At 62.9% G+C, this 16296-nt stretch carries 13 protein-coding genes; 8 read left to right on the top strand and 5 right to left on the bottom strand.

The features are described 5' to 3' along the window. Window positions 1-22 precede the first annotated feature (22 nt). A complete protein-coding gene (gene mvaT, locus E3U47_RS11165; protein ID WP_134691501.1) occupies window positions 23-400 on the top strand; it encodes a histone-like nucleoid-structuring protein MvaT in 378 nt (125 codons plus the stop codon). A gap of 71 nt (window positions 401-471) precedes the next feature. Here mvaT and sbcB read toward each other — a convergent pair whose 3' ends face one another. The 3 genes from sbcB to E3U47_RS11180 form a co-directional block, all read right to left on the bottom strand. Next, window positions 472-1902: an exodeoxyribonuclease I gene (sbcB, locus tag E3U47_RS11170; RefSeq protein WP_134691502.1), complete on the bottom strand. Its 1431-nt coding sequence runs from the start codon at window positions 1900-1902 to the stop codon at window positions 472-474. A gap of 61 nt (window positions 1903-1963) precedes the next feature. Continuing rightward, window positions 1964-2323: a PilZ domain-containing protein gene (locus E3U47_RS11175; protein ID WP_134691503.1), complete on the bottom strand. Its 360-nt coding sequence runs from the start codon at window positions 2321-2323 to the stop codon at window positions 1964-1966. Window positions 2324-2446: 123 nt separating this feature from the next. Next, window positions 2447-2833 (bottom strand): tetratricopeptide repeat protein, encoded by a 387-nt coding sequence (locus E3U47_RS11180; RefSeq protein ID WP_134691504.1) that lies wholly within the window; start codon window positions 2831-2833, stop codon window positions 2447-2449. 181 nt (window positions 2834-3014) lie between these two features. On the opposite strand from E3U47_RS11180, the gene pyk reads away from it, so the two are divergent. Continuing rightward, window positions 3015-4469, top strand: a complete 1455-nt coding sequence (gene pyk / locus E3U47_RS11185; RefSeq protein ID WP_134691505.1) for a pyruvate kinase — start codon at window positions 3015-3017, stop codon at window positions 4467-4469. Between the two features lie 124 nt (window positions 4470-4593). Here the strand turns inward: pyk and E3U47_RS11190 are convergent, their stop codons facing one another. After that, window positions 4594-5514, bottom strand: a complete 921-nt coding sequence (locus E3U47_RS11190) for an iron-sulfur-binding ferredoxin reductase (protein WP_134691506.1) — start codon at window positions 5512-5514, stop codon at window positions 4594-4596. 252 nt (window positions 5515-5766) lie between these two features. Between E3U47_RS11190 and E3U47_RS11195 the strand changes: the two genes are divergently transcribed. From E3U47_RS11195 to E3U47_RS11220, 6 genes are all read left to right on the top strand, one after another. Further along, window positions 5767-7290 carry a fumarate hydratase gene (locus tag E3U47_RS11195; RefSeq protein WP_134691507.1) on the top strand — a complete coding sequence of 508 codons (1524 nt, stop codon included), beginning with the start codon at window positions 5767-5769 and terminating at the stop codon, window positions 7288-7290. A 149-nt stretch (window positions 7291-7439) separates the two neighbouring features. Then, window positions 7440-8387 carry a hypothetical protein gene (locus E3U47_RS11200; RefSeq protein ID WP_134691508.1) on the top strand — a complete coding sequence of 316 codons (948 nt, stop codon included), beginning with the start codon at window positions 7440-7442 and terminating at the stop codon, window positions 8385-8387. Between the two features lie 37 nt (window positions 8388-8424). After that, window positions 8425-13404 (top strand): RHS repeat domain-containing protein, encoded by a 4980-nt coding sequence (locus E3U47_RS11205; protein ID WP_134691509.1) that lies wholly within the window; start codon window positions 8425-8427, stop codon window positions 13402-13404. Window positions 13405-13549: 145 nt separating this feature from the next. Beyond that, the gene (locus E3U47_RS11210) at window positions 13550-13741 is read left to right on the top strand and encodes a hypothetical protein (protein WP_134691510.1); all 192 of its coding nucleotides are present in this window, start codon (window positions 13550-13552) and stop codon (window positions 13739-13741) included. 199 nt (window positions 13742-13940) lie between these two features. After that, a complete protein-coding gene (locus tag E3U47_RS11215; RefSeq protein WP_134691511.1) occupies window positions 13941-14522 on the top strand; it encodes a hypothetical protein in 582 nt (193 codons plus the stop codon). A 265-nt stretch (window positions 14523-14787) separates the two neighbouring features. Further along, window positions 14788-14985: a hypothetical protein gene (locus E3U47_RS11220; protein WP_134691512.1), complete on the top strand. Its 198-nt coding sequence runs from the start codon at window positions 14788-14790 to the stop codon at window positions 14983-14985. Window positions 14986-15623: 638 nt separating this feature from the next. Here the strand turns inward: E3U47_RS11220 and E3U47_RS11225 are convergent. Next, complete coding sequence (locus tag E3U47_RS11225) at window positions 15624-16214, bottom strand: GNAT family N-acetyltransferase (protein WP_134691513.1); 591 nt, start codon at window positions 16212-16214, stop codon at window positions 15624-15626. Between the last annotated feature and the right edge of the window lie 82 nt (window positions 16215-16296).

The raw sequence follows: 16296 nt of genomic DNA on the forward strand, positions 1-16296 counted from the left end.
TCAACGTATTAAGGAACTCTCCATGTCCCTGATCAACGAATACCGCGCCACCGAAGAAGCGATCAAAGAACTTCAGGCCCGTCTGGCCAACCTGTCGCAAGACGACAAGCTGAAGCAAGAACTGGAATTCGAAGGCAAGCTGCGCACCCTGATGGGTGAGTACTCCAAGTCGCTGCGTGACGTCATTGCCCTGCTCGACCCGGAAAGCAAACTGAGCAAGGCGCCACGTGCCGCCGTCAAGACCACCGCCACCAAGCGTGCGCGCAAGGTCAAGCAATACAAGAACCCGCACAATGGCGAGGTTATTGAAACCAAGGGCGGCAACCACAAAACCCTGAAAGAGTGGAAAGCCAAGTGGGGCGGTGATGTCGTAGAGAGCTGGGCCACCCTGCTCGACTGAGCCGCGATATCGCACATCGCTGCACAATGAAAACGCCGGCATTTGCCGGCGTTTTTGTTTGTCTGCTTATTTCACAGTTGGTAGTTCATTTTCAGCTGTCGGATATGTTCCAACCAGGCCGCCAGCACCTGCCGCCCCGCTTCGCTGGCCTCGCCCCAACTGCTCTGGCATGCCAGCTCGAAGTCACCGACAGTGGTTGGCGCGCCATACACCGGATCGGTCAGGCGTTGCTGACAGAAGCCATGCCAACGGGCACGCTCCTGTTCATCCAGGGTGTCGATGAAGTTGCGGGCGCGGTAGCGGAACAACAACTCCGGCAACCGCGCGTCGTCGAACATCCAGTGCTGCTTGCCCAATAGTCCTGGGTCTGTGTCACGCACTTGCTCGCTCAGGCGCTTGTCCCGGTCGCCAATAAATCCATCATACAACTGCTGCTCGGGATCCTCATTCGCTGCGAACCCTTCCTCCTGGAAGATGATCGCCAACTTGTCCTGCCATTGCGCCTGCTGATTTGCCAACTGCTCGCCACTTGACTGCAAGGCCGGCAAGTCGATGTCCAGGCGTTGCTGATCGTTAGGGCGCAATACCGATAAGGGGGCCAGCACTGGGCAACGGTTGATGTGCACCAACTTCAGTGGCACCGGTAGTTCGCCCTCGGCCATGTCTTCACGCCGCGTGTATAACCGCTGGCGCAAGGCTTCTGCACTTTCCTGGAGCAAGGGCCGGGTATCCTGTTGCAAGTCGCAGACAATCAATGCATTGCGATTACGCGGGTGCCAGGCCAAGGGCAGCACCACGCCGATATAGTTGCGCTGGGCCGAGAAACGCCCGGAAACATGCACCAATGGCTGCAACAGACGAATCTGTTCCATGACCTTGTGCTTACTGCGTAACTGGAACAACCAGTCGTACAACTTTGGCTGCTTCTGGCGAATCAGGCGCGCCAGGGCGATGGTTGCCCGTACGTCGGAAAGCGCTTCGTGGGCCTGGCCGTGATCCAGGCCGTTGGCCTTGCTCAGCAGCTCCAGGCGCAGGCTGGTACGTCCATCCTGCTGCGGCCACTCGATGCCTTCCGGGCGCAGGGCATAGGCGGTGCGCACCACATCGATCAGGTCCCAGCGGCTGTTGCCGCCCTGCCATTCGCGGGCATACGGGTCGAAGAAATTACGATAGAGGCTGTAGCGGGTGACTTCATCGTCGAAGCGCAGGGTGTTGTAGCCGGCGCCGCAGGTGCCCGGGCGCGACAACTGCTGGTGCACCCGGGTCATGAACTCGGCTTCGCCCAAGCCCTGGCTGGCCAGTTGCTGCGGGGTGATGCCGGTGACCAGGCAGGCCGCCGGGTGCGGCAGGATATCGTCGGAGGGACGGCAATAGAGGCTGATCGGCGCTTCGATCTCGTTGAGATCAAGGTCGGTGCGCACTCCGGCCATCTGCAACGGGCGGTCGCAGCGCGGGTTGATGCCGGTGGTTTCGTAGTCGTGCCAGAAGATGCTGGAGCTCACGGGGTCTTCCTGTAACAAGGTCGACCAGAGTCTAGCGGCCCAGGGCGGGCCTGGGCCAGCCTCAGGCGGAGGCGTTCAGCGGACGGAAGCTGAAATAGCCACGCAACGAGCGAACGAATTCGTCGTATTCAGTGGGGGCCTGCAGCAGCATGAAGCCTGCATCGTAATGCCCAGGGGTCTCGTCTTCACGGCACCACAGGCAACTGGCGGTCAGGTTGATGAACTGCGCGCCGCCACCGGCCAGGGGCACCCGCAGTTGCAGTTCGAAGTCCGGCCCCACCAGCACCGGCAGTTGGCTGATCAGCATCAGGCCGTCCTCGGAGGCATTGCCCAGATAGCCGATCTGTTGATCGGTGCAGCGGTTGTAGACCTTGAGTACGCAAGGCAACTGGTGACGTTCTATATGTCGCTCGATAAACATGATCGCAGTGAAATCCTGTACCTGGAGCCAGGAAGACAAGGTACTGGCGATAATCGTTACAACGTTTTAACAGCTTAGCCCAGCCCGACCCGCCGACTACATGAAATCATCGACACCTTCGGATTAACGCCAAGGTGTAGCGCTGACCGGCTTGGCCACCGCCGTGCCGCCGTCACGCAGGTGACCGAGCTTCTCCAGGGTCTGCAGACGGGCCTGGGCACGGTAGGCGTACTCGTTGCGTGGGTATTGCTGGATCAGGTACTGGTAGGTCTGGGCCGCGTCGACGTACAGTTTCTGCCGCTCCAGGCACTGGCCACGTAGCAGCGAGGCCTCCGGGTGGATGAACGGCCGCGCACGGCTGGTGCGGTCGACCTGCGACAGCTCCAGCATCACCCGTGCGCAATCGCCGCGGTCGTAGGCGCGGTAGGCGTTGTTCAGGTGGTGGTCCATGGACCAGCGGGTGCAGCCGACGACACTGGCCGCCATGGTCAAAACGATCAGGGTGCGCATGGGAATTCTCCTTTGATGGGCAGTGTATCGGCCTTTGCCGGCAAATCTTCACCGCCTTTTGCAAGCATACCCCTGCCGCTCAAATGCCACCCTGCCTTGCATGCCGGTAGTGCAACGGAACAATGACTACAACGCAATTGAGGAGTAGCCTGCTGCTGCGCTTCACTATAGGAGTCTGTGCATGACCATCCGCCGTACCAAAATCGTCGCCACCCTTGGCCCCGCCAGCAACTCGCCGGAAGTGATCGAACAGCTGATCCTCGCCGGCCTGGACGTGGCACGCCTGAACTTTTCCCACGGCACCCCGGACGAGCACAAGGCCCGCGCCCGCCTGATCCGCGAGATTGCCGCCAAGAACGGCCGCCACGTCGCGCTGCTGGGCGACCTGCAGGGTCCGAAGATCCGCATCGCCAAGTTCGCCAACAAGCGCATCGAACTGAAAGTCGGTGACAAATTCACCTTCTCCACCGCCCACCCACTGACCGAAGGCAACCAGGACATCGTCGGCATCGACTACCCCGACCTGGTCAAGGACTGCGGCGTCGGTGACGAACTGCTGCTCGACGATGGCCGCGTGGTCATGCGCGTCGAAACCGCCACCGCAGACGCCCTGCACTGCGTGGTGATGATCGGCGGCCCGTTGTCGGACCACAAAGGCATCAACCGCAAAGGTGGCGGCCTGACCGCACCGGCCCTGACCGAAAAAGACAAGGCCGACATCAAGCTGGCTGCGGAAATGGACCTGGACTACCTGGCGGTGTCGTTCCCGCGGGACGCCAGCGACATGGAATACGCCCGCAAGCTGCGTGACGAAGCCGGCGGCAGCGCCTGGCTGGTGGCCAAGATCGAACGCGCCGAGGCGGTGGCCGACGACGAGACCCTCGACCAGTTGATCCTCGCCTCCGACGCCGTCATGGTCGCCCGTGGCGACCTGGGCGTGGAAATCGGCGACGCCGAGCTGATCGCCATCCAGAAGAAGATCATCCAGCACGCCCGCCGCAACAACAAGGCGGTGATCGTGGCGACCCAGATGATGGAGTCGATGATCCAGAACCCGATGCCGACCCGCGCCGAAGTGTCCGACGTGGCCAACGCCGTGCTGGACAACACCGATGCGGTGATGCTGTCGGCCGAAAGCGCCGCCGGCGCCTACCCGATCGAAGCGGTACAGGCCATGGCCCGTATCTGCTCGGGCGCCGAAAAGCACCCGACCAGCCAGAAGTCCAGCCACCGCCTGCATACCACCTTCGAGCGCTGCGACGAGTCCATCGCCCTGGCGGCCATGTACACGGCCAACCACTTCCCCGGCGTGAAGGCGATCATCGCCCTTACCGAAAGCGGCTACACCCCGCTGATCATGTCGCGCCTGCGTTCGCACGTGCCGATCTTCGCCCTGTCGCCGCACCGCGCCACCCAGGCCCGTGCCAACATGTTCCGCGGCGTCTACCCGATCGCCTTCGATCCGGCCTCGCTGCCGGCCGACAAGGTCAGCCAGGCGGCCGTCGACGAGCTGCTCAAGCGCGGCCTGGTAGAGCAAGGTGACTGGGTGATCCTGACCAAGGGCGACAGCTACCACACCATCGGTGGCACCAACGGCATGAAGATCCTGCACGTAGGTGATCCGCTGGTCGGCTGATCCTGCTCCCGTTGGGGCCGCTTTGCGGCCCTATCGCGACACCAGGCCGCTCCTACAGGCGATCGCATTTTCCTGTAGGAGCGGCCTTGTGTCGCGAAAGGAGGGCAAAGCCCTCCCAGCTCACTCAGGCATGCTCGACGAACACATCGGCAAACACCTGCCCCCGCGGCACCCCGGCAATGAACAACCGCCGGGCAAACCGCTCGACACTCCCCGCGCCGCCGCACACCAGCGCCACCGTCTGCCGCGATGACGGCCGCAACCCCGCCAGCGCCTCATCCATCCGATCGGCCAAGACCAGCTCGACATTCACCCCCGCCATTTCAAGCAACGGCCCGTCCAGATAATGCCCAGCGCCATCGCGCGCCACATGCACCACCCTGATCTCCCCCCGATGCCCCTGGCGCAACGCCTCGCGCAAGATGCCCCACAACGGTGCCAGCCCGGTACCCGCCGCCAGCAGCCACAATGGCCGATCCTGCCAGTCCAGTTCATAATGCAAGGCGCCGCCGCGCAGTTCGCCAAGGCGTATCCCATCGCCAACCTGCAAGCCACGCGCAAGGTCGCAGAATGCGCCCGGCCGCTGGCAGTCGATATGAAACTCGAGAAAATCATCCTCCCCCGGCAGGCTGGCCAGCGAGTATGGGCGGGCCACCGTGCCCAGCCACAGCACCACATGCTGCCCCGCCTGATAGCGCAGCGTGTGCTGCGGTTTCAGCCGCAAACGCAGCACATCGCCAAACCAGTCCACCGCGCACACCCGCGCCGGCACGCCGTCGCGGTGCGGGTCGAACACCGCCACACGCAGGTCCTCGACTACCCGGCACTGGCAGGCCAGGCGCCAGCCCTGGGCGTGCTGGTCCAGCGCCAGGGCTTCGGGCAAGGCATCCACCGGCTGCCCGGCCAGGCAATGCACCAGGCAGGCATGGCAGCTGCCCGCGCGGCAGCTGTAGGGCACAGCGAGCCCGGCCTCGTTCAAGGCATCGAGCAGGTTGCTGCCAGACGGCACCACCCAGCGGCGCTCGCCCACGCAAAGTTCGGGCATGGTCGGTCTGTCTCCATCGTTCTTCGGGTCACTGTATGCCAAGCGCGCATTGGCAGCAAAAAGGATGCCCGCGCGGCAGCCGACCATGGTCCAGACCACCCGCAGGTGTTTCCCGCCGCGCAGCACGGTATACTGCCGCGCCTTTTTGTGCCGGCCCGACCAGCCGGCGCCTTGCCAGGCGTTCCTGACATACAGGTGTGCACTGTCGGAATGCCTTTTCGAATGTTCCCGTCTTTAAGAGGAGCGCGCTGCATGACCGTGATCAAGCAAGACGACCTGATTCAGAGCGTCGCCGACGCCCTGCAATTCATTTCGTACTACCACCCCGTCGACTTCATCCAGGCGATGCACGAGGCCTACCTGCGTGAAGAGTCGCCTGCCGCGCGCGACTCCATCGCCCAGATCCTGATCAACTCGCGCATGTGCGCCACCGGCCACCGCCCGATCTGCCAGGACACCGGTATCGTCACCGTATTCGTGCGCGTCGGCATGGATGTCCGCTGGGATGGCGCCACCCTGAGCGTCGACGACATGATCAACGAAGGTGTGCGCCGCGCCTACAACCTGCCTGAGAACGTCCTGCGCGCCTCGATCCTGGCCGACCCGGCCGGTGCCCGCAAGAACACCAAGGACAACACCCCGGCCGTCATCCACTACTCCATCGTCCCCGGCGACAAGGTCGAGGTCGACGTCGCCGCCAAGGGCGGCGGCTCGGAGAACAAGTCGAAGATGGCCATGCTCAACCCGTCCGACTCGATCGTCGACTGGGTGCTCAAGACCGTGCCGACCATGGGCGCTGGCTGGTGCCCGCCTGGCATGCTCGGTATCGGCATCGGCGGTACTGCCGAGAAAGCCGCGGTGATGGCCAAGGAAGTGTTGATGGAATCCATCGACATCCATGAGCTCAAGGCCCGCGGCCCGCAGAACCGCATCGAAGAGATCCGCCTGGAGCTGTTCGACAAGGTCAACCAGTTGGGCATCGGTGCCCAGGGCCTGGGCGGCCTGACCACCGTGCTCGACGTCAAGATCATGGACTACCCGACCCACGCCGCCTCGCTGCCGGTGTGCATGATCCCTAACTGCGCCGCCACCCGCCACGCCCACTTCGTGCTCGACGGCTCCGGCCCGGCCGAACTGGAGGCGCCGTCGCTGGACGCCTACCCGGAAATCGTCTGGGAAGCTGGTCCAAGCGCGCGTCGTGTAAACCTGGACGCCATCACCCCGGAAGAAGTCGCCAGCTGGAAGCCTGGCGAGACCATCCTGCTCAACGGCAAGATGCTCACCGGCCGCGATGCCGCGCACAAGCGCATGGTCGAGATGCTCAACCGTGGCGAAGAGCTGCCGGTCGACCTCAAGGGCCGCTTCATCTACTACGTCGGCCCGGTCGACCCGGTCGGTGACGAAGTGGTAGGCCCAGCCGGCCCGACCACCGCCACCCGCATGGACAAGTTCACCCGCCAGATCCTCGAGCAGACCGGCCTGCTGGGCATGATCGGCAAGTCCGAGCGTGGCCCTGCCGCCATCGAGGCGATCAAGGACAACAAGGCCGTGTACCTGATGGCCGTCGGTGGCGCCGCCTACCTGGTGGCCCAGGCCATTCGCAAGTCGAAGGTCCTGGCCTTCGCCGAGCTGGGCATGGAAGCGATCTACGAGTTCGAGGTCAAGGACATGCCGGTCACCGTCGCGGTGGACAGCCAAGGCGAGTCGGTACACATCACCGGCCCAGCGCTGTGGCAGGGCAAGATCGCCGAAAGCCTGGCGGTGGAAGTGAAGTAAGCCGCAACCCTTGCCTTGCAAATACCGCTCCTCAGGGAGCGGTTTTTTTTGCGCGCAGCTCGCTGATCATGATCAGTGAGATTTATATACCGCAGAGCCTGGCCTGCCTCTGACTCTAATGAGCCCTATCTCCCACAAAGGATAGACTCATGAACTACACACAACAGGCCAATCAATGGTTGCGCCGCTTCAAGGTCGAAGTCACCTCCAACTCCAACCGTCTCTTCGCCAATGGCCGCCAGCAGGTGCGCGTCAGTGTCACCCTGGAGGCTCGAGATGGACACACCATCAGCGATGCCTCGCTCGACAGCCTCAGGCTGTTCGTGCTCGATGACGACGGAATCGAGTGCGACCTTGAGCACACCGACCCCACCAAGCTTGGCCTCATGGCCAGCAGCACCCGCGACGAACGCTTCGAATACCATGGGCATGCCGGGCAGATACAGGCCAGGCGGCTGGACATGTTTTCGACCAGCAAGCGTCGCCACTTCTATGTAAGCACCACGCTGCCAGGCGGCTCGCTCTGCACCTTGTATGCACGCATCCAGAATGACGAACAGGTCTGGGTCGACACCCGCCGTGCACCGTTCGTGTCCTCGGTCACCCTCGAGCCTGTGACGCCTGTGCACCTGGATGAAACGCATTTTGCCCTGGACAGGGAAGATGCACACAGACAGACCGACTACGACCTGGATGTGTGGCACCTGCGCTTCGTCAACCCCAACTACCGAATTGCGGCCAACCGACATCTGAAACGCCCCGGTGTCGGCTATTTCAGCATCAAGACCGATGGCCATGTTTCCACGACACCCGTGGGCAGGCCCCAGTACATTACCAAGATCTACACCCTGCATGCCTTCGATGTGGGTACACAACCGCATTGGGTGTCCCTAGACAGGAAATACCAGCAAACGCTGACAGCCAAGCCCGACACCATGACCTTGCTGCGTGCTCGCCTGACAATCCGCAGAAGAGTGGTCCTCGACCGGCAGTTCGACAGCATCTGGGCCGTGATCGACCAGCATGGCAACGAACACCTGATCAAGTTCCTGCCTGAGGACGACGGCAACACCATCCGCTTCACCACCCAGTTGTAATGCCACGGCCTGCGCACACTTTTTCGGACACCCGCCCATGATCAATACCCCACTGCACTCTCAGGCAAGCAATTTTCTCGATTGCCTGAAGACCGGCGTGGACAACCGCACTGGCCAGTTCACCCTGGCCCTTGCCCTGCCACTGCCACCGGCCAACCAACTGTGCGGCCCCACGCTCACCCCCACCCTGTCGTTCAGCACCTTGGGCTCGATGCTCAACAACGGCTTCGGCCTAGGCTGGAGCCTGGGCCTGTCACAGCTGTACATGGACCAGGACGGCACACGCCTGAGCCTGGCCAGCGGCGAACAGTTCGCCATTGACCTGGATACCTCCAGTTTCGCCATCGACAGCCAACTGGCGTTTCTCGACCAGAAGCTCAAAGCCCTGCGGCTCACCCAGTTGGCGGACGGCAGCTTGCAAGTTGAGCGCAAATCCGGCGACAGCGAAATCCTGCGCCAACAAGGCAACAGCCCTCACTTTCTGCTCGAAGAGCTGCGTTCCCCCGAGGGCCGAAGGCTGTTCATCGATTGGCTGCCGTTCGCGAACGGCGGGTTCATGCTCCATCAGATCCGCGACGAACAGCGGGTCCTGCTCGACTTGGCGTTGCTGGGCGATGAACTGCACCTGCGCCTCGACCCCGACAGTGAGCAGGCCGCCACCTGGCAGCTACGCCTGAGCAACGAACGCCTGACCGAGATCCACTTGCCGGGCATCCCGATGCCCCTGCGGATCGATTACGACAGCATCGACCTGCCCACCGGTCAATCACTGCTGCTGCCCAGCAGCGTGCACAGCCCCTTGGGCGGACGCGACATCATCCACTGGGCCACGGACCACGAAGGGCACCACTTGCCCAGCGGCGCGCCTTTTCCCTTCCTGCCCCGGGTGGCGCTCTGGAGCCATGCCAGCAACGGCCCCGAAAGCGAATTGCACCAGGCCTATCAATGGATCGGCACCAGCAACTTCCTGGGGTTCGGCAGTGATCAGGCTTTCCAGTGGCAAAGCGGCCAGGACAACCTCTACCAGGTGCAAAGCGACTACCACTACCAAGTGCAGATCACCCGCAGCGATGCCCAGGGCCAGACGCTGGAAACCCTCACCAGTACCTGGAACCGCTTTCACCTGCCTACACTGGAAACTTCACGCCGAGGTACGTGCGAGGTGCGTACCCAGACCCGCTATGGCCTCGACCCGCAACTGAGCTGGGAACAACAAGCCGCCAACTGCCAACTGCCCCACGAGGTCACCACCACCTGGATCGACCATGCCCGCGAGGGCGCCAGCCGCAGCGAACGCAGCACCTACCAGTACGATGACTTCGGCAATCTGTTGCTGGCTACCCGGCCGGATGGGCTCAACGAAACCTGCGAGTACTATACCGCGGCAGGCGAGCCCGGTTGCCCCGCCGATCCCCGAGGCTGGGTGCGCCACCTCAAACGCAAGACCCTGGTCCCAGCCTCCACACAGGGCGCGGTAATGCCCCAGGTGGTCGACTACACCTACCTGGCATTGCCCTCGCAACTCGAAGGCATGCCGCCACTGATCGTGTTGGCCAGTGAGCAGGGCGTCGCGAGCTGCACCGAACAGACCTACGTCACCGAGCCCGGGCCACGGTATGGGCGAATAGAGCAACGCCGCCACACCTTGAACGGTCTTGCCACCACCACGCAGTTCCAGTATGAGCTGGACAACGACACGCTGGTGACCCAGATCACCACCGTCGGTTTCGAGCAAACACCCGAGAGCCGATCCAGCGAACGTTTCGCCCAGTCGCTAAGGACCGGCCTGACCACCTGGGAACAGACCGACTCGGGCACCCTGACACGCTACGAATACGACGGGCTCGGCCGTATCACCCGCACAGTGCTGGCCGCGGACAGTGCCTTCGAGCGTGAGCGCACGGTGCGCTATCACCTGCACGACACCTTGGCCAGCGAGGTCCGCACCGACCAGGCCCAGCCGCTGCTGATCGAGCAGACCGACATCAATGGCGGTCGCCAACGCTCCTGGCTGGATGGCGCGGGGCGTGTAGTGCGGGTCGAGCGTGAAGACCTCGATCACGCCCCCGGTGTCTTTCGTGAAGTAGCCAGGACCACCTATGACGCCCAGGGCCGTGAGATCAGCCAGACCGCGCAGGACTGGCTGCCTGAGCAAGCCGAACCGCTGACCCTGACCCAGACCACCGCCTATGACGACTGGGGACAGCCAGCAAGGACCGTCACCGCCGACGACCTGACCACCCACCTGCTCTACGACCCGATCGAACGGCGCAGCGAGCAGTGGCAAACGGCCGGCGAGCTCAAGGGGCCAACCCAGGTAACTCAGTTCAACAGCGCGGGCAGTCCGATCGAACAACACTACCTCGACAGCGACGGCGTGCAGGTGCGCAGCCTGATCCTGCAACGCGATGGCTTCGACCGGGTCATCGAGCAACGCCTGCTGCAACCGGAAATGGCCGATATCGTCACGCGACAGCGCCACGACGAATATTCGCGTGTCATCGAGCAACAGCTCGCCGATGGTGCCCGGCTGAGCTGGAGCTTCGCGGCTCACAGCGACGGCGCGCATCCCGAATCCCTGAGCCTGACCCCTGCCGACAGCACGGACACCCTGCCGCTCACCCTCGGCCGGCAGACCTTCGATGGACTCGGTCGCCAACTGACGGTAGAGACGGGTGGGCGCATCACCCATTCGCACTATCGCGCCGGGCAACTGCCGCCGAGCGGGAACACCCTGGCCGACGGTACGCGCCTGGCATTCCTCTATGAACCACAACTGGACAATGCCCTGCTGGCCACCGAGATCAATGACCAGCCCGGCGAGCAGCTGGAATACCATCCACGCCTCGGCACACCGAGCCATGCCAGCAGCGCGCAGGATAGCCTGCGGTGGCACCTCAGCCCTGCCGGACAGACTCAGCTCGAAGCCTGGAAAATCGATGGCCAGACCTATAACAGCACCTGGCGCCATTCGCTCAACGGCCTGGTGCTCGGTGTCACCGATGCGGCGGGGACCGAGCATGTGCGCCACTACGATGCCCAGGGCCGGCTCTCGCGCCTGGAGGTCGGTAATGTCGAAACCTGCTTCAGCTACGATGCCTTTTCCCGCCCGGCGGTCCTCACCAGCCGCGACAGCGAAAGTGGCCGGCAACTGATCCGGCAACTGGACTACGATCGCATGGGCCGCGAAGAGCGCTGTACCTTCACGGTCAGCGGCGCGGGTGAAACCCGGACCTATGTGCAGACCCTGGCCTATTCCGGCCTCGACCAGGTCGTTGCCCGGACCTGGGACGATGGCGAGCAAACCGCCGAGGAGACGTTCGCCTACGACCCGCGCGGGCGGCTGGAGCGCCATACCGCGAACAGCACTGCGGCGGTCGAGGATCCGTATGGCAACCTCGTCGTCGAGCAACATTTCACGTTCAACGCCTTCGATGGCTACAGCCAGGTGCTCAGCACCTTCGCCGACGGCAGCGAAGACTTGAGCCTGTACAGCTATGCCGCCGATGACCCGACCCAGGTCCTGTCGATCAGCCACAGCCACGCCAGCTGGCCGGCGCTGATCGAGCTGAGCTACGACGACTGCGGTCGGGTCATCGCCGACAGCCTGGGCCGACGCATGCACTGGGACCACCAGGACCGCCTGACCCGGGTCGAGCTGGACAGCCGATATTGCGACTATCGCTACCGCCCCGACGGCCACCTGTGCGACCGGGTACTGGACGACGTGCTCGAACGCACCTTCTTCAGCGCCGGCCAGGCCACGCATATCCAGCAGGGCGACACGCGCCTGGAGATCGCCGGCAAGGATGGTTCACCGTTTGCCCTGAGCATGCTGGCCGAAGGCATTCGCCGCACCACGCTACTCGGTTGCGATGGCCAGGGCAGTGTGCGCCTGGAGGCCGATGACGATACACGCAGCCGACGTTATGGCACCCACGGCCAGACACAGAGCGACAGCGTATTTGGCTACACCGGTGAGCGGCGCGAAGCGCTGACCGGCTGGCACATCCCCGGCGGCTATCGCCCCTACGACCCAGTACTGATGATGTTCCTCTGCCCCGACGACGAAAGCCCGTTCGGTCGAGGCGGCATCAACGCCTATGCCTATTGTGGCGGCGACCCGGTCAACCGGATCGACCCGGATGGCCATAGCTGGGTGAACTGGGTCGGCCTAGCCTTTGGCGTGCTCGCCACCCTCGCCAGCATCGGCACCGCGGCTCCCGTCCTCGCCGGCTGGTTCACCGGCAGCCTTGGCGTCTTCACCCTCAATAGCGCACTGGCGGTCAGCTCTTCTCTGCTCGGTACAGTATCCCTGGGCACCGGGGTCGCCTCCCTGGCGCTGGACATCAGCGGCAAGCACGAGCAAGCCGCCAGCATCCTCGGTTGGATATCGCTGGGCACGGGTGTTGCCAGCGCCGTGCTGGGCATGTTGCCCACCATGGCGAACAGACTGCAGCACCTGACCAGCCACACTGCGAACAAGAGATCCTCGTTCAAACCGTTCAAAGTCGGCCCCGGCGGCAAAGAGCGGCCTGCCAGCGTGCTCTATGGCCGCCACAGCAACTCGCAAGACGTCGCCTTTGTGCCCGACCTGTTCCAGGAAGGCATGCCTGCTCTGGTCACCCATGGCAGCCCGCTGGGCAAATTGATGAACGCCCAGGGTTTGGCCGACGAGGCTGCCAGCGTCGCACGCCATATCATTTCCCCAAGGTTGGCGCAGATGGGTTACCCAGACGGTGAAAAAATCGTGCTGGTTGCCTGCTGGGGAGGAAAAAGCGGTGCCGCCCAAGCCATCGCCAACGAACTGCAACGCCCGGTCAGGGCCTTTTCACGAAAACTTGCGGTAAAAAGCCTGGCCTCGTTGCAATCGAACCGGCGCATCGCTCCAACCGCTCAAGGCAGCAATGCTCTGACGTACAAGGCATCGCCATGGCGCCGGCTGATCAGCGAGCCGCAGTTCACCGACAACCCGAGATACCGCCTTGCCAGGCACATCACCTACCACCCGCTCTAGACCCGTTAAAGCGCTGTGGCCCATGCAACGGCCACAGGCCGCTCCCTGCACCATGAAAGGAGCCACTGCGCGAGCAATATGTACCGCTTGCTCAACGCCTTCTCCGACTCAAATAAGGCCTCCATTCCTACCGAGACCTTCCTCAATGAACAACACCAGCAAAGCCAATCAGTGGTTGCGACGCTTCGAACTGAACATCACCTCCAACTCCCGTCGGGTCTATGCCAACGGCCGTCAGCAGGTGGAGGTCACCGTCACACTCGAACCGGGCACCGGGCACCGGGCAGAGCATTTCCCAGCAAAGTCTCGACTCCCTGCTCCTGGTACAGATCGATGACGAGGGAAACCCACGAACCCTGGATCATCCCTACCTGCATGCCCATCAGCAGCGTGATAAGCGCTTCGTCTACCACCATGCCTCTGGACACGCACCCAGTCCTCTGCTGGCGTCATCGCCAAAGACCCTTCACCGACGCTTCTACGTGACCTCCAAGTGTCCAGGCGGCACCCTCAGTCAGATACACGCCACCATCCAAATGGATGAGTCGCATTCCTTCGTCACCGATACCGGGCCGTTCCAATCCTCGGTGATCATCGAATCCATTGCACCGCCCCCTGCGCACCAAGGGCTTTTCCACCTCAAGGCCGAATCGCCGCTCAAATACAAACGTTCCAGCCTGAATTACTGGGATGACGAGTTCGAAGAAACCGTCAGTTACTTCGGATTCTCCGATCCGAAAGATGTGATGGTCGAAAGCCAGGCATTGGCTACCCCTTCCGCCGCTCCAGTTTATGAAGCAAACGGCTGGGATCACGCGCTTATTTCCTTCGAATTTACCAACGACTACAGCTATCACCGCAGCGTTACCGTCCACGGGACAGGCCAACCGTTCGAGTTGCGCTCCCCGGACTCGGGCCGGATCTATCGCGATCGCCCCAACCACATGCTGATTCACCAGCACGCCAGACGCATCTATAACGCGCACTACAACGATGCCTACACGAAACCCAGTGTCTGGTCAGTGGTGGACCAGCATGGCAACGCCTACGAAGTCGAATTTCTGGTCGCCGAGGTTGGCAAGCACCTGTCTTTCACGGTGAATGAGCGCAACGCCTGACTTTACCAATCCGATGCCTGGACACCAGGCATCGCTCCCCTTGCCAAACGAAAACGCCCCATGTCCTCTCTTCATACACAGGCCGGTAATTTCCTGGATTTCCTGAAGGCCGGCGTGGATAACCGCACCGGCCAATTCACCCTGGCGATCACGCTGCCGCTTCCCCCGCCAACCAATTCCACGCCCTGCGCTGTCAATTACCCTGGCATTTTCTGTGCTGGGCTCGAGTGTCAGCCGAGGATACGGACTCGGCTGGACCTTCGGGTTGTCCGACTTCGACCTGACGTCCCTGTGTCTTGGCTCGGGCGAGCAGTACGCCATCGACCAGGACGCCTCCACATTCGCCGTCGATACCCCGTTGATATTCATCGACCAAAAACTCAAGACCCTACGGGTTACCCCGCAGGCAAATGGCGATTATCGGGTGGACAAGCAGTCCGGTGACTGCGAGATCCTGCGCTAGCAGGACGACAGTGGCCGCTACCTGGTCGAGGAGATGCACGCCCCCGAAGGGCATCGCCTGTTCATCGACTGGCTGCCATAGCACAACGGTCACTCCATCCTCGAGCGCATCCGCGATGAACAACGCGACCTGCTCCAGGTGGAGTCACTGGACGATGAAGTGCAACTGATCCTCCATCCACACACCCCTCGCGCCGCCTGGTCTTGAGCAATGATCGCCTGGGCGATGCGCTGGCCAAGGCCATGAAAGGCCCCCTGCAATGGCAATTCACACCGTCCGGCGCAGCGCAGGCGGACACCTGGGACGATCCGTGATCCGGTACGTATCGTCCTGCGTGAGATAGCGCCTCGCCTGAGCGTTCTTCCCGGCGACGTCCCCATCGTCCTGCTCGCCTGCCATGGCGGCAAGAGCGGTGCGCCACAGCAGATTGCCAATGCCTTGCGACGACCAGTGTATGGCTATGACCAGGCGATCTTCGTCAAACGTACCGCTTGGATGCAACACCTATGGGTCGATGACGCAGGCACATCGATCCCCACGCAGCAGGGCGAAACCGCATGTGCTGGGAACACTCGCCGCAGATCACGAGCTGGCGGCGGGACGACTGTATTTCCCCCGCAAGTAGGCCGGCGCCTGGCTCAGACTGGCAGGGCCTTGAGCCAGAAGGACACGATCTTCGTGGACTGCACCGGTTCGTCGAGGTCCCGCCAGGCGTGCGTGGTGCGCAGCGACGGCTCCTGCAGGAAGCCTCGATTGCGCCAAAATCCCTGCAGCGGCTTGTAGTCCACTGGCCGTTGCGGATGCCTGGCCGGGCGCTCGACGGTGCAGAACGCACAGGCATCGAACTCGACCAGCTTATGGGCATAGGCCTCGCGCTCGATGAAGAACCGTACGCCCAAACCCTGGCCGCGATACGCCGGTAGCAGTACCGAGCCGCCAAAATAGTAGACCGACGCCGGGTCCCGCCCCTGGACAAGGAACGGTTGCTGGAAGTCGGCCATCGCCTCGACCAGCGGCAGGCTCGTTGCGGCACCGACCACCTGACCGCCGTCCACGGCCAGCACCACCAGGCTGCGGCCCGAGTCGGCGTAGCGGCCAAGGTGGTCCGTTTCATGCTCCAGCGAACCGTCATAGAGATAGGGGAACTCGCGCAACGCCGTCAGGCGCAAGCGTGCGAGATCCTCGATGTAGGGCGCGATGGCCGCGCCATGCAGCAGGCGTATTTCCATGGAGGCGGTCGTCTGGTTGCGGTGGATGCGCGCCCGGCCAAGCCGGGCCTGAGCGCAAACCCTAACACCGGTATCGCAACCG

Source organism: Pseudomonas sp. RIT623 (assembly GCF_004519305.1).
Taxonomy (GTDB): Bacteria; Pseudomonadota; Gammaproteobacteria; order Pseudomonadales; family Pseudomonadaceae; genus Aquipseudomonas.

Excerpts from the sequence above, each read along its gene's own strand:
- mvaT (WP_134691501.1), top strand. The coding sequence starts at position 23 with ATGTCCCTGATCAACGAATACCGCGCCACCGAAGAAGCGATCAAAGAA.
- E3U47_RS11175 (WP_134691503.1), bottom strand. The coding sequence starts at position 2,323 with ATGTTTATCGAGCGACATATAGAACGTCACCAGTTGCCTTGCGTACTC.
- E3U47_RS11180 (WP_134691504.1), bottom strand. The coding sequence starts at position 2,833 with ATGCGCACCCTGATCGTTTTGACCATGGCGGCCAGTGTCGTCGGCTGC.
- pyk (WP_134691505.1), top strand. The coding sequence starts at position 3,015 with ATGACCATCCGCCGTACCAAAATCGTCGCCACCCTTGGCCCCGCCAGC.
- E3U47_RS11190 (WP_134691506.1), bottom strand. The coding sequence starts at position 5,514 with ATGCCCGAACTTTGCGTGGGCGAGCGCCGCTGGGTGGTGCCGTCTGGC.
- E3U47_RS11195 (WP_134691507.1), top strand. The coding sequence starts at position 5,767 with ATGACCGTGATCAAGCAAGACGACCTGATTCAGAGCGTCGCCGACGCC.
- E3U47_RS11200 (WP_134691508.1), top strand. The coding sequence starts at position 7,440 with ATGAACTACACACAACAGGCCAATCAATGGTTGCGCCGCTTCAAGGTC.
- E3U47_RS11205 (WP_134691509.1), top strand. The coding sequence starts at position 8,425 with ATGATCAATACCCCACTGCACTCTCAGGCAAGCAATTTTCTCGATTGC.
- E3U47_RS11210 (WP_134691510.1), top strand. The coding sequence starts at position 13,550 with ATGAACAACACCAGCAAAGCCAATCAGTGGTTGCGACGCTTCGAACTG.
- E3U47_RS11215 (WP_134691511.1), top strand. The coding sequence starts at position 13,941 with ATGGATGAGTCGCATTCCTTCGTCACCGATACCGGGCCGTTCCAATCC.
- E3U47_RS11225 (WP_134691513.1), bottom strand. The coding sequence starts at position 16,214 with ATGGAAATACGCCTGCTGCATGGCGCGGCCATCGCGCCCTACATCGAG.